Here is a 14,282-nt window from a genome sequence, read left to right as displayed (position 1 = left end):
CCTCGCCGCGCCTTCTATTTGATGGCGATATCGCGTCGCGAATGCGATCTGCGCGTGTTGGAGGATGCGCGACGTCATACGCGCCTGACATTGTTCCGTAGTCCTACGTGACGTTCCGTAGTTTTACGCGGTGACAATATTGTCTCACCTGAAACAGCGAAGACTCTGCGCGTCGCGCTTGCGCAGCGATGTCAAGTGAGCGCGGCGCGTCGTTCACCTCACGCACCGCGCATCGCGGGAGTTACCCGCGTCCGGCAATCGCGAAAAACATCGTCTCGAAAATGACTTAAGCGCATAGCGCGACCAAGTGATTGGAAAAGCGGGTGAGGCCGGTCGAAACATAAAAAAATTATGAAGAAATTTTGGGCAGACGATGTTGTTTGTCACATCCGAGATTCCTCGCGATGATTCAAAACGTTGCTTTCTTAACGCGCAACACCGCGTCGCAACCGCTGCGAAGACTCGTCACGCGTGCTCCGATCTTATGGATTGCGAGTCCCGACGCATCGTGTATTTCTTTAATCACTCGCGGCGCCCACGATCTTGAGACCAGCGCGGTTTTAGAAACGGGGCGGACGTGCAAATCGGCGGCGGTGTGCGCGTTGGCGACGCTTTCCAAAGCGATGGCCGGATCTGTACCCATAGCAATATGGGGAACGACCGAACTTTGTCGAAATTTCTCGGGCGCAGCATCATCGTTGCGCCGCTTTGAACAAGAGAAATACGACATCGGTCGACCCGGCCGGAGCTCGTGGCGGCTTCGCTCACCGAGTGGACAAGTTGGACGGGATGTACGGCGGTGCGGCTGAATCTTGGGGTTCGGACGCGGCGGCATTGGGATGACAACTTGCCGTGAGCAATCACGGCAGGGCGGGGAGGTTGCATGCTTTACGGACAAATTGCGGGCACACACCATAAGCTGGTTCCGGATCACGCACCCTTGGCGGTCGGCACTTTGGCGGTCGGCACTGAAGTGACCGGTACGACCAGCACGGCCATCGCCAGCACGGCCATCGGCCCTCCCGCTCGTCCGAGTATGCGCTGACCTCGCGGAGTAGTTTTCTTCACCAGCATTGATCAGCCCAACGGCGCTCGCGCCGAACGGTAAGCCATGTCTGGAGTTGAGCCTCCGCTCGAGGTCTCGCTGCGGGAGACGCGTCCTTCCACGGGACGCCTGCCCGGCGATCACACGACACCACCACTCAATTCGAAAAGTTGCGACTGCCATGACAAATTCGGAACAGGAACGCTGGTCTCGCGTGAAGGGTCGGCTGCGCTCGACCGTCGGCGAGGATGTCTATACGAGCTGGTTTGCGCGGATGGACCTCGAAGCCGTCCAGGACGAAAGCGTTCATCTGTCGGTGCCGACGCGTTTCCTGAAGAGCTGGATCCAGGCGCACTACGCCGAGCGCGTGCTGTCGTGCTGGCAGGCCGAGATGCCGGAGGTGCACCGTATCGATCTGTCCGTTCGCACCGCGATGCGCTGCGCGACGCCGGTCAAGGAAGCCCCCGTCGCCGTCGAAGCCCGCCGCGCCGAGCGCAGCGACGCCAAGCCGGCGGCCGACACGCGCGCCCCGGTGATGACGCCGGTGGCGGCCAGCCATGACGCGCTCGGCGGCTCGCCGCTCGATCCGCGGCTGACCTTCGCCAGCTTCGTCGTCGGCCGCGCCAACACGCTGGCCCATGCGGCGGCGCGCCAGGTCGCCGACGGTCGCCGCGGCGATCCCGTGATGTTCAACCCGCTCTACATCCATGCCGGCGTCGGGCTGGGCAAGACGCATCTGCTCCAGGCCGTCACCTGGGCCGGCAACGCCGGCGGCGAGCGCAAGGTGCTGTACCTCACCGCCGAGAAGTTCATGTACGGCTTCGTCGCGGCGCTGAAATCGCAGACCGCGCTGGCGTTCAAGGAAGCACTGCGCGGCATCGACGTGCTGGTGATCGACGACCTGCAGTTCCTGCAGGGCAAATCCACCCAGGCGGAGTTCTGCCATACGCTGAATGCGCTGATCGACGCGGGGCGCCAGGTGGTGATCGCAGCCGACCGGCCGCCGTCCGACCTCGAAAGCCTCGACGATCGCGTCCGCTCGCGGCTTGCCGGCGGCCTCGTCGTCGAGATGGCAACTTTGGGCGAGGATCTCCGCCTCGGCATTCTCAAGTCGCGCGTCGCGGCGGCCCGCGCCCATCATGCGAGCTTCGACGTGCCGGAGCCGGTGCTCGACTATCTCGCCCGCTCCATCACCCATAACGGCCGTGATCTCGAAGGCGCGATCAACCGCCTGCTGGCGCATTCCAAGCTCAACAATCAGCCGGTCACGCTCGACATGGCCGAGCGCGAGGTGCGCGACCTGGTCCGCCCGCAGGAGCCGAAGCGGATCAAGATCGAGGACATCCAGCGCGTCGTGGCGCGGCAGTACAACGTCAGCCGCTCCGACCTGTTGTCGTCGCGCCGCACCGCCAACGTGGTGCGCCCGCGCCAGGTCGCGATGTATCTCGCCAAGACGCTGACCCTGCGCTCGCTGCCCGAGATCGGCCGCCGCTTCGGCGGGCGCGACCACACCACCGTGCTGCACGCCGTGCGCAAGATCGAGGCGCTGGTCGGCAAGGACGTCACGCTGAACGACGAAGTCGAGTCGCTGAAGCGCCAGCTGCAGGATTAGAGGGCACGCACGGCCAGGGGAGCGGACAGAAGGTTCGCCCCCAGCCGGGCCATTGTCCCGGCGGCTCGACGCTGCCCTCGGGCGTCATGCTCGGCCCCTGCCTCCGGGTCCCGGAAGAGCCTGCCGAAACATGGGAAATCGGCTCCGCATCCCTTGCGCTTGAGCCTCATCCGCGCCACTTTACGCCTCCCCCTCACGCTCCTGGACGCTGGCCAAGCGCCGTTCGGGCGCGAGGTGCCATCGGCCGCGGCGCTGCTCTAGCCCGCCGGCATTCCAGGACGAGATCAGTTGGGAACGGGCGGGTAAGTGCAATGAAGGTGACCGTCGAACGCGCGCAGCTCCTGAAGTCGCTGGGCCACGTCCATCGTGTGGTCGAGCGGCGCAACACCATCCCGATCCTGGGTAACGTGCTGGTCCGCGCCGAGAACGCCCGGCTGTCGCTGCGCGCAACCGATCTCGATCTCGAAGTGACGGAAACCCTGGCCGCCGAGACCGCCACCGCGGGCTCGACCACAGTTCCGGCGCACATGTTCTACGACATCGTCCGCAAGCTGCCGGACGGCTCGCAGATCGTGCTGGAGAGCGACGGCGAGCGCGCGGTGCTCGCGATCCGCGCCGGCCGCTCCAAGTTCACCCTGCAGACGCTGCCGGAGAGCGATTTCCCGGATCTCGCCGCGGGCGAAATGACGCACGCCTTCGGGGTTCCGGCCAAGGACATCAAGAGCCTGATCGACCGCACGCAATTCGCGATCTCGACCGAGGAGACGCGCTACTACCTCAACGGCATCTATCTGCATGCCGGCGGCACCGCCAAGCAGCCGACGCTGCGCGCCGTCGCCACCGACGGCCACCGCCTCGCCCAGGTCGACCTGCCGCAGCCGGCCGGCGCCGCCGAGATGCCGGGCGTGATCGTGCCGCGCAAGACCGTCGGCGAGGTGCAGCGGCTGATCGAGGACAATGACAGCGAGATCAGGATCGAGCTGTCGCAGGGCAAGATCCGCTTCACGCTCGGCCAAGTGGTGCTGACCTCGAAGCTGATCGACGGCACCTTCCCGGATTACGGTCGCGTCATTCCGCAGAACAACGACAAGGAGCTGGTCGTCGACAAGGCCGATTTCGCCGCCGCGGTCGACCGCGTCTCCACCATTTCCTCCGAGCGCGGCCGCGCCGTGAAGCTGGCGCTGGCGCCCGGCAAGCTGGTGCTGTCGGTGACCAATCCGGATTCCGGCAGCGCGACCGAAGAGCTCGAGGTCGAGTACGCCGCGGATGCCCTCGATATCGGCTTCAACTCGCGCTATCTGCTCGACATCGCCGCCCAGATCGAGGGCGAGGTCGCCGTGCTCCGGCTTGCCGATCCAGGCTCGCCGACGCTGATCCAGGACCGCGACAACAGGAATGCGCTGTACGTGCTGATGCCGATGCGGGTGTGAGGCGCGCTGCACGCAACGCTTGGGACGAGCCACACGACGAAAATCCCCTCTCCCCTTGCGGGAGAGGGTGCCGAGCGAAGCGAGGCGGGTGAGGGGTATGCCTCCACGATCACCGAGCCATCGGACGACATCCACACGCATCCGCGGCTTCGCCAAGACGATGCGACGTCAGCCGACCGAATCCGAAGCGGCCATGTGGCGACTGCTACGTGATCGCAGGTTTGAGAAATACAAATTCCGTCGTCAGGCGCCCGTAGAGCAATTCATCCTCGATTTCGTTTGCTTCGAAAAGCGCCTGATCATCGAGATCGATGGCAGCCAGCATGCTGACAACGAGAAAGACACCGAGCGAGACGCGATCTTGAAAGCTGCAGGATTTCGCATCGTTCGCTATTGGAACAACGACGTGCTGTACAATTCGACCGCCGTTCAAGAGGACATCCTCACGAAGCTGAGCGAGCCGTGAGATACCCCTCACCCGCCGCCTTCGGCGGCACCCTCTCCCGCAAGGGGAGAGGGGATTTCGAATGTGTGGCCTAGATTTCCCATGACCCCCTCCCGCATCCACCGCCTCGCGCTGACGCATTTTCGCAGCTATCGCGCTGCCAGCGTCAGCGTGCAGGCGGACATGGTGGCGCTGGTGGGCGCCAATGGCGCCGGCAAGACCAATTGCCTGGAGGCGATCTCGTTCTTCGCGCCGGGACGCGGCCTGCGCCGCGCGACACTCGAGGATGTCGCCGACAACCAGGGCGACGGCTCCTGGGCGGTCTCGGCGGAGGTCGAGGGCGCGCTGGGGCTGACGACCTTCGGCACCGGCATCGAGCCGCCGCGCAGCGACGCCAGCACCACCAGGCGCTGCCGTATCGACCGCGAGCCGGTGGGCTCGGCAGCCGCCTTCGGCGACCACATCCGCATGGTGTGGCTGACGCCTGCGATGGACGGCCTGTTCATGGGCGCGGCCTCGGAGCGGCGGCGCTTCTTCGACCGCCTGGTGCTCGCGATCGACAGCGAGCATTCGAGCCGCGTGTCGGCGCTGGAGCGCAGCTTGCGCTCGCGCAACCGGCTGCTCGAGGTGCGCAATTTCGACGACCACTGGTGTGGCGCGATCGAGCGCGAGACTGCGGAGCTCGCGGTCGCCGTCGCCGCGAGCCGCGGCCAGACCGCGGTGAAGCTCGCTGCGATGCTGCGCCAGCGCGGACAAGCCTCGGCGTTCCCATCCGCCGAGATCGCGCTCGACGGCTGGATGGAGAATGCGCTGCTGAGCGAGCCGGCGCTTGCCGTCGAGGACCGCTACCGCGCGATGCTGCGCGACAATCGCGCGCGCGATGCCGCGGCTGGCCGCACGCTCGACGGGCCGCATCTCACTGATCTCCATGTCGTCTACGCGCCGAAGAACATGCCGGCGCGCGACGCGTCGACCGGCGAGCAGAAGGCGCTGCTGATCGGCCTCATCCTCGCGCATGCGACGCTGGTCGCCGAGACCACCGGCATCGTGCCGATGCTGCTGCTCGACGAGATCGTCGCCCATCTCGATCCCGGCCGCCGCACCGCTTTGTTCGCCGAGCTCGGCACGCTCGGTGCCCAGGTATGGCTGACCGGCGCCGATCCCGCGGCGTTTGCCGAACTACGCGAGCTCGGCGAGATCTTCGACGTCGAGGCCGGACGGATCAGCGCGCGGCGGTAACGCCTTCGGCCGTTGGTCGGGATCCCCCCGGGGTCATACCGGACTCGTGCCCTGAATCGCACGCGAAAGCGCCCCGCCGCACGCCTCAAAACCAGCCGCGGGAATGGCCTGAATCCGGCTTTCGGAGGGGACGAAAACGACCCTCGCCAGGCCTTGAAAAACCGTTAAAAAACGCTATCTCTTCAATGTCTTACGAAGGGCCACTTTGCGCTAGGCGCGTGGCTTCTTTCGTGAGAGAAAGAGCGCTCTCGGCATGCGGTTTGCGATGCCGATTCGACCACCCTTCCGAAGGCCCCACATGACCGAACCCGCCCGGCAAACCATCGCCGACACCGAGCCTGCAACCGCGAACGAGTACGGCGCAGAATCGATCCGGGTGTTGAAGGGCCTGGACGCGGTGCGCAAGCGCCCGGGCATGTATATCGGCGACACCGATGACGGTTCCGGCCTGCACCACATGGTCTACGAGGTCGTCGACAACGCGATCGACGAGGCGCTGGCCGGCCACGCCACCGCGGTCGAGGTGATCCTCAATCCGGACAATTCGGTCACCGTGCGCGACGACGGCCGCGGCATTCCGGTCGACATCCACAAGGGCGAAGGCGTGTCGGCGGCCGAGGTCATCATGACCCAGCTGCACGCAGGCGGAAAATTCGACCAGAACTCCTACAAGGTGTCGGGCGGCCTGCACGGCGTCGGCGTCTCCGTCGTCAACGCGCTGTCGAGCAAGCTGCTGCTGCGGGTCTGGCGCGACGACAAGGAGCATCTCATCGAGTTCGCCCATGGCGATGCGATTGCGCCGCTGAAGGTGGTCGGCGAGGCCAAGGGCAAGCGCGGCACCGAGGTGACGTTCCTGGCCTCGACGGAGACCTTCAAGAACGTCGAATACGACTACGCGACGCTCGAGCATCGCCTGCGCGAGCTCGCCTTTCTCAATTCCGGCGTCAACATCGTGCTCTCCGACATGCGCCACGCGGTCGAGAAGCGCGAGGAGATGCATTACGACGGCGGCGTCGAGGAGTTCGTCAAATATCTCGACCGCAACAAGAAGGCGATCGTTCCGGCGCCGATCATGGTGCGCTCGGAGGTCAACGGCATCACCGTGGAAGCTGCGCTGTGGTGGAACGACAGCTATCATGAGAACGTGCTTTGCTTCACCAACAACATCCCGCAGCGTGACGGCGGCACCCATCTCGCCGGCTTCCGCGGCGCGCTGACGCGCCAGGTCAACGGCTATGCCGAGGCCAATGCGAAGAAGGAGAAGATCGCGCTGACCGGCGACGATTGTCGCGAGGGTCTCACCGCCGTTCTTTCCGTGAAGGTGCCCGATCCGAAGTTCTCGTCGCAGACCAAGGACAAGCTGGTGTCCTCGGAAGTGCGTCCCGTGGTCGAGAACGTTCTGAACGAGGCGCTCGCCGCCTGGTTCGAGGAGCATCCGGGCGAGGCCAAGACCATCGTCGGCAAGGTGATCCAGGCCGCGGCGGCACGCGAGGCCGCGCGCAAGGCGCGCGAGCTGACCCGCAAGAGCCCGCTCAGCGTCTCCTCGCTGCCCGGCAAGCTCGCCGACTGCCAGGAGAAGGATCCGGCCAAGTCCGAGCTGTTCATCGTCGAGGGTGACTCGGCCGGCGGCAGCGCCAAGCAGGGCCGCAACCGCGAATTCCAGGCGGTGCTGCCGCTGCGCGGCAAGATCCTCAATGTCGAGCGCGTGCGCCCCGACAAGATGCTGTCGAGCGAGCAGATCGGCACGCTGATCACCGCGCTCGGAACCGGCATCAGTGACGAGTTCTCGATCGACAAGCTGCGCTATCACAAGATCATCGTGATGACGGACGCCGACGTCGACGGCGCCCACATCCGCACGCTGCTGCTGACCTTCTTCTACCGGCAGATGCGCGAGATCATCGACCGCGGCCATCTCTACATCGCGCAGCCGCCGCTCTACAAAGTGATGCGCGGCAAGTCCGAGCAGTATCTGAAGGACGAGCGCGCGCTGGAGGATTATCTGATCGGCACCGGGCTCGACGACTGCGTGTTCAAGACCGCCGAGGGCGAGGAGCGCAAGGGCCGCGACCTGCTGGGGCTGGTCGAGGAAGCGCGGATCGTCCGCAACATCCTGCGCAATCTGCACAGCCGCTACGATCGCAAGGTCGTCGAGCAGGCCGCGATCGCCGGCGTGCTGCGGCCGGATATCACCCGCGACCTGGCGACCGCGGACGCCGCGGCCGAGTACATCGCGAAACGGCTCGACGTGCTGGCCGACGAGGTCGAGCGCGGCTGGATCGGTCACTTCCTCGAGGGCCAGGGCTTCACCTTCGAACGCACCGTGCGCGGCGTCAAGGACGTCGCCGTCATCGACGACGCGCTGCTCGCCTCGGCGGATGCCCGCAAGCTCGACGACTATGCGGCCCGCCTGCAGGAGGCCTATGCCAAGCCCGGCACCTTGCGCCGCGGCGACGTCCAGACGGTGATCCACGGCCCGGTCGATCTGTTCGAATCCGTCATCGATGCCGGCCGCAAGGGCGTCACCCAGCAGCGCTACAAAGGTCTGGGCGAGATGAACCCGGAACAGCTCTGGGAAACCACGCTCGACACCGAGGCCCGCACGCTGCTGCAGGTCAGGGTCAAGGAGGTCGACGAGGCCGACGACATCTTCACCAAGCTGATGGGCGACGTCGTCGAGCCGCGCCGCGAATTCATCCAGGACAACTCGCTGTCGGCGAACGTCGACGTGTAGGCCCAGATGCCGGGACGCTCCAGCCGTCCGGCCTGTCCCTCATCGGGCTGACGCTCGCCCCTGTCATCCGCCTCGCCGTGCCGCCGCGAACTGCGTGAACCAGTCCAGCGCCGCCGGGTTGCGGGTGGCATCCTTGCTCGCGACCTTGTCCGGAGCGTCGCCGAGCAGCAGTCGACGGACCGGCACCTCCATCTTCTTGCCGGTCAGGGTCATCGGGATTTCCGGCACGCCGATGATGACGTCGGGGACATGCCGCGGGCTGCGCTCGTGGCGCAGCCGCCGGCGGATCTCGTCCTGCAACCCGTCCGTCAGCTCGATGCCCTGGGCGAGTTGCACGAACAGCGGCATGTAGAAGCCGCCGTCCGGCTGCTCGATGCAGATGACGAGACTATCGACGATACCGGGAATCCCCTCCATCGTCCGGTAGATTTCCGCCGAGCCGATCCGCACGCCATGACGGTTCAGCGTGGCGTCGGAACGGCCCAAGACGTGGCAGCCGCCACGCGCGTTGAAGCGGACACGATCACCGTGGCGCCAGACCCCCGGATAGACGCCGAAATAGCTGTCCGTATACCGGACGAAATCGGCATCGCCCCAGAAGCAGAGCGGCATCGAAGGCATCGGCGCGCGCACGACGAGTTCGCCGGCCTCGTCGATGATCTCGCGCCCCGCATCGTCGAACGCGACCGCGGCCACGCCGAGCGCCGGAGCCTGGATCTCGCCAGCATGCGTCGGCAGCAGCGGCGAGCCGGCCAGCAGACCGGAACAGAACTCCGTTCCGCCGGATTGCGAGGAGGCCCAGACCTCGGGCTTGACCGCCTCGTGCACCCAGCGAAACACCTCCGGTGTCGATGGCGATCCGACCAGCATCACCGACTGCAGCCGCTCCAGATTGAACTCGCGGCCCGGAACGACGCCCTGCTGCCGCACCAGCTGGATGTAGCTCGGGCTGATGCCGAGCACGGTCACGCCGGCGGCTTCCACGAGCCGCCACACCAGCCGCGCGTCCGGATGGCTCGGATGGCCGTCATAGAGCACGGAGGTGCCGTTCATCAGCGGCCCCCACATCAGCGTGTTCCAGACCATCCAGCCTGTCGTCGAGTAGAAGAACAGCGTGCCGTCCGCCTCGATCTCGAAATGAAACGCCGCCGACTTGTAGTGCTCAAGCACGATGCCGTGGTGATTGTGCACGATCGGCTTCGGCAGGCCGGTCGTTCCCGAGGTGAACAGCACCCAGAGCGGATGATCCGATGCGACGCGTGCGAACTGGAATGCGCCGCGCGCGATCGCCGGACCCTCGAGCAGGTCGGGCCACGCCCGGATGCGGCCATGAAACTCGGGCGCCTTGCGCGCCGCGGGATGATAGTCGAGCATGACCAGCATCTCGGCGCTCGGCAGCGCCGCGAGGATCGTCTCGAGATCGCCGATGCGGTCGAAATCCTTCGCTCCGTAACGATAGCCGTTGACCGCGAAGACGAGCTTCGGCGCGATCTGCGAAAATCGGTCGATCACCGTCTGCGCGCCGAATTCCGGTGCCGCCGAGGACCACACCGCGCCGATCGCCGTGGTCGCGAGCATCGCGATGACGGCTTCGGGAATGTTCGGCATGTAGGCGACGACCCGGTCGCCCTTGCCGATTCCCATCTCGCGCAGCGACGTGGCGAGCCGCCGCACGCGGCCTGCGATTTCGCCCCAGCTCGCGGCCGCCAGCGGACGCAGCTCTGAGCCGTGATACAGCATCGCTCGATCGGGACTGCCGCTCAACTCGTGGCGCAGCACGTGCTCGGCGAAGTTCAGCCGCGTCCCCGTGAACCAGCGCGTCCGCGGCATCGGATCGCGCGAGACGACCTCGCCGATCTCGCCGTCGGCCATGACCTCGAAATAATCCCAGATCGAACGCCAGAACCCGGCGACGTCGTCGACCGACCACTGCCAGAGATCGTGATAGCCGGAGAAGCTGTGGCCGCGCGAAGCGAGCCAGTCGAGATATCGGCGGATGTTGGCGCGCGCCTGTCGCTGCGCCGAGCAGGTCCAGACGTCAGCTTGATCATCGGCCATTCCAGCGTTTCTCCATCCCTGCCGCAGCCGCGGCAGCCAACGACCATCGGCCGCGCCACACCGGCCGTCAAGAACACGGCGCGCTCCCCGGCCGCTGCCCCGCCGCCGTGGCAAAGTGGCCCGCCGCGATTTTCCGGCATTGATTCCGTTTTGGAATTGGCGTTAGGAGTCGATCTCATGAGGACCCCGGCGGCCCGTGAACCAGGTTCGCGGTCGCCGGATTGCGGAACAGGTTGATCCCGCTGGACACCCTGTGCCCGAACGCCGTCGCGAAGCCGGCAAGGGCAACGGCCACACGCTTCGACAACGGATCATCACCGCATGGCGCCCATTCAATACATCGTCGAGGGCGGTCACCGGCTCAAAGGCGCGATCGAGCCGTCCGGCAACAAGAACGCCGCGCTGCCGATCATCGCCGCCGCGCTGCTGACCGAGCATCCGGTCACGCTCGACAACGTGCCGCGCATCCGCGACACCGAGACCCTGGTCGAGCTGATCCGCTCCGTCGGTGCCTCCGCCGAATGGCGAGGCCGCAACCGGCTCGCGATCCATGCCAAGGACATCCGCGCCGCCGATCTCGATCCGGATCTGTGCATTCGCATCCGCGCCTCGATCCTGCTGGCAGGACCCCTGCTCGCCCGCTGCGGCGAAGTGGCGCTGCCGCCGCCTGGCGGCGACGTCATCGGCCGGCGCCGGCTCGACACCCATTTCCTGGCCTTCGAGCAGCTCGGCGCCACGGTCACCGCGACCGACAAGATCGAGCTGCGCGCCTCCGGCCTGAAAGGCGCCGACGTGTTCCTCGACGAGCCCAGCGTCACCGCCACCGAGAACGCGCTGGTCGCCGCCGTCGCTGCGCACGGCACGACCTATCTGCGCAACGCGGCCTCGGAGCCGCATGTCCAGGACCTCGCGCATTTCCTGGTGGCGCTCGGCGCCAACATCGAGGGCATCGGCACCAACACGATGGTGATCCATGGCGCCAGCACGCTCGGTCAGGCGTCCTACGCGATCCAGCCCGATCACATCGAGGTCGGCTCGCTGATCGGGCTCGCCGCGGTGACGCGCTCTCCCTTGCGCATCGTGCGCGCCGGTACCGAGCATCTGCGCTCCATCCGCATGGGCTTCGAGCGGCTCGGCATCGTCTGCGAGGTCGCCGGCGACGATCTCATCGTGCCCTCGGAGCAGACGCTCAGGATCAAGGACGATTTCGGCGGCCACGTGCCGAAGCTGGAGGACCAGCCCTGGCCGGCCTTCCCGGCCGACCTGATGTCGATCGCGCTCGTCACCGCCACGCAATGCGAGGGCGTGATCCTGATGTTCGAGAAGATGTTCGAGTCGCGGATGTTCTTCGTCGACAAGCTGATCTCGATGGGCGCGCGCATCGTGCTGTGCGACCCGCACCGCGCCATCGTCGCCGGCCCCAGCCGCCTGCGCGGCGCCCGCGTCGTCTCCCCCGACATCCGCGCCGGCATGGCCATGCTGCTGGCAGCACTCTGCGCCGAAGGCACCTCGTACATCGACAACGCCGACCAGATCGAACGCGGCTATGAACGCATCGACGAGCGCCTGAACGCACTGGGCGCGAAGATCACCCGCGTGCCGGAGCGGGGACGGTAATTAGGCGAGACTCCTTGCGCTCGCTTCGGTGCACATTGGTATAAATTGCAACTCCTGAATAAATTGACTAGATTCGGTGATCCTCCGATCCCGAACGAGATCGTCGTGGCGACAGAGAAACAATATTTATTCTTCAAAACGCTCTACGATGAGGAACGGGTGCGAGAAGCATCCCTGGCTGATCGCGCCAGGACTTACCTTTCGCTGATTACCTTCTATTCAGCATTCGTCTTGTTCGCCACGGAACATCTTAAGCCGGAAATCGTGTCGCTCAGAATCATACTAGGCTGTACAATAATAGCATTAATCGCCGGCTTTCTTTTGTCACTGTGGTCAATCAGAATCTCGAATTACGAAGCCACAAGCGATCCGCGCAAGATCCTCCATTGCTTCAAGCCTCCCCCGGAGGACGATGAATTCTTCGACCACCGCATAGTCGACTTCACAGTCGCCTACGAACGAAACAAACTTGTTAATGATGAGAAGGCAAGACAACTAAACTGGGCCGGCTATATGCTCCTAATCGGAATTTTCATTCATACGGGCTACTTCTTTCTGAAGATGAGCTAGGGAGCCTGCAATGACGAACGACGACGAGAAGAACCGAACGCTCGATCAGACCCTTCCCCCAAAAAAGAAGCGGAAAACTATCGACGAGTTATTGGCGCTACGCGATAACGAGTACAATCCTTCACCTCGGGCACGATACAGATTATTGCGGCCGTTCTCTGAATTCAAAAAGCTGTTCGGGTGGCGCGAAGGTGGGACTAGCTCGGATTCGGAGGCTGAAAAGATTCAATCGCAGGACCGTGGCCGGGCAACCTATTGAATAGCTCTACAGCCGCACGCATCCGACAATAAAGCTGGAGCGCCTCACGCGCCGCCTAGCGCCACAAGGGATAAGTCGATCTGCCTGGCGTGACTTTACCTATCATGCGCAGCTCGGACTCTGATTGAGAAACGCGCAACACATGACCATCAACGAGACCAAGCCGGCGGTCGATCGCGCGCGTTGGCTCGAGGGAGCCGAGTTCGCCGACGCCTTTTGCATTGTGGTGGACGATGATCCCATCGACGCCCGTACTGCGGCGACGCGGATGTTCAGCCGGTCGCCGCGCTGGGTCGAGGCGCTGCTCGGCTTGCGCAACCTGCTGGTAACGCCGCTCGGACTGAAAACCTCCGGCGCCGGTGATTGCGGCGCCCTCGGCTTGATCGGCATGTTCCCGGTGATCAGCGAGAAACCGGCGCAATTGGTCGCTGGCCTCGACGACAGCCATCTCGATTTCCGCGTCGTGATCGACGTCACTGCCGCAAGAGAGGGCCGCCAGGTCACGGCCACGACGCTGGTGAGGACGCACAATCTGCTCGGCCGCTGCTATCTCACCCTCATCAAGCCGTTTCACCGCCTCGTCGTGAAGGCGATGCTCCGGCAGGTCGCAACGGCCGCCTGACTATGTGCAAGTCTTCGGTCCACTGTCGCGCCGGCTCTCCGTCCCTAGACTGAATACTCCGCACGCAACGACGGAGAACGCATCGAACCGCTCGGCAGTCCAGCCGGGGCCACCATATTGCTTCCCGGTTTTCAGAATTTTCGCTTGCGTTTATTCCGCAAATCAGAAACAATGCGCCCATCCCGTCCTCGCTGAGAGGGGCGCTTCGCGATCGTCACGAACGTTGAGGGTGGGATGCGGTGGATGCGGCGGCTCTCAGCGCGCACTTGGGTAGCAACCCGAGGCTGGCGTGTGGACGAAGGGGCGGTCGCATACGGCGAAAGCGTATGGTCCTGGCCTCCCGACGCTGAGGTCAAGCCGGCGGGCGATTCCGCTGACGACGGGGGCAAGAAAGCCCGGTCCCCGGGGAGAATACGTATAAGTCGTTCCAACCATCGCGCGGGGAATGCCGGGATGTCTCGGCTGAACCTGTGGTTCCTGCCGCCTGCATTTTTTTACGCAGGCGGGCCATGGGTGCGGCCAGCACCCGGCATTCCCCGCGCCCTCTCGCTTCCGAGGGCCATCGATCAAGCAGAGCTCGGACGTATCAGCGCCGCGAGATCAGTCAGTCATGCCCGCGATCACGTCAATGCGATTGACGATGCGCCTCAC

At 64.9% G+C, this 14,282-nt stretch carries 11 protein-coding genes; 9 read left to right on the top strand and 2 right to left on the bottom strand.

From position 1 onward, the window contains the following. Positions 1-409 precede the first annotated feature (409 nt). On the bottom strand, positions 410-730 hold the full coding sequence (locus tag QX010_RS09695; protein ID WP_315803886.1) for a hypothetical protein: 321 nt from the start codon (positions 728-730) through the stop codon (positions 410-412). A 496-nt stretch (positions 731-1,226) separates the two neighbouring features. Here QX010_RS09695 and dnaA point away from each other — a divergent pair, with 496 nt between their 5' ends. The 5 genes from dnaA (at position 1,227) to gyrB (ending at position 8,505) form a co-directional block, all read left to right on the top strand. Continuing rightward, positions 1,227-2,657, top strand: coding sequence for a chromosomal replication initiator protein DnaA (dnaA, locus tag QX010_RS09690; RefSeq protein ID WP_316179099.1), 1,431 nt, complete (start codon positions 1,227-1,229; stop codon positions 2,655-2,657). A gap of 311 nt (positions 2,658-2,968) precedes the next feature. Next, on the top strand, positions 2,969-4,087 hold the full coding sequence (dnaN, locus tag QX010_RS09685; protein ID WP_315803888.1) for a DNA polymerase III subunit beta: 1,119 nt from the start codon (positions 2,969-2,971) through the stop codon (positions 4,085-4,087). Between the two features lie 97 nt (positions 4,088-4,184). Beyond that, a complete protein-coding gene (locus QX010_RS09680; RefSeq protein ID WP_316179097.1) occupies positions 4,185-4,553 on the top strand; it encodes an endonuclease domain-containing protein in 369 nt (122 codons plus the stop codon). 81 nt (positions 4,554-4,634) lie between these two features. Then, positions 4,635-5,771, top strand: coding sequence for a DNA replication/repair protein RecF (gene recF / locus QX010_RS09675; protein WP_316179095.1), 1,137 nt, complete (start codon positions 4,635-4,637; stop codon positions 5,769-5,771). A gap of 298 nt (positions 5,772-6,069) precedes the next feature. Continuing rightward, complete coding sequence (gyrB, locus tag QX010_RS09670) at positions 6,070-8,505, top strand: DNA topoisomerase (ATP-hydrolyzing) subunit B (protein WP_315803891.1); 2,436 nt, start codon at positions 6,070-6,072, stop codon at positions 8,503-8,505. A gap of 63 nt (positions 8,506-8,568) precedes the next feature. On the opposite strand, the gene QX010_RS09665 is transcribed toward gyrB, so the two are convergent. Next, entirely contained in the window at positions 8,569-10,563 is a 1,995-nt protein-coding gene (locus tag QX010_RS09665) for an acetoacetate--CoA ligase (protein ID WP_316179093.1), read from the bottom strand. A 321-nt stretch (positions 10,564-10,884) separates the two neighbouring features. Between QX010_RS09665 and murA the strand changes: the two genes are divergently transcribed. The 4 genes from murA to QX010_RS09645 all read left to right on the top strand — a co-directional run bounded on the left by murA (position 10,885) and on the right by QX010_RS09645 (position 13,631). Further along, entirely contained in the window at positions 10,885-12,180 is a 1,296-nt protein-coding gene (murA, locus tag QX010_RS09660; RefSeq protein ID WP_315803893.1) for a UDP-N-acetylglucosamine 1-carboxyvinyltransferase, read from the top strand. 105 nt (positions 12,181-12,285) lie between these two features. Further along, positions 12,286-12,750, top strand: coding sequence for a hypothetical protein (locus QX010_RS09655; protein ID WP_316179091.1), 465 nt, complete (start codon positions 12,286-12,288; stop codon positions 12,748-12,750). A gap of 10 nt (positions 12,751-12,760) precedes the next feature. Beyond that, the gene (locus QX010_RS09650) at positions 12,761-13,009 is read left to right on the top strand and encodes a hypothetical protein (protein ID WP_316179089.1); all 249 of its coding nucleotides are present in this window, start codon (positions 12,761-12,763) and stop codon (positions 13,007-13,009) included. 142 nt (positions 13,010-13,151) lie between these two features. Then, positions 13,152-13,631 (top strand): DUF2867 domain-containing protein, encoded by a 480-nt coding sequence (locus QX010_RS09645; RefSeq protein WP_316179087.1) that lies wholly within the window; start codon positions 13,152-13,154, stop codon positions 13,629-13,631. The last annotated feature ends 651 nt before the right edge of the window (positions 13,632-14,282 follow it).

It is taken from the genome of Bradyrhizobium sp. SZCCHNRI1009, from assembly GCF_032487575.1.
Taxonomy (GTDB): Bacteria; Pseudomonadota; Alphaproteobacteria; order Rhizobiales; family Xanthobacteraceae; genus Bradyrhizobium.
This window is presented reverse-complemented; position numbering and strand designations above follow the sequence as displayed.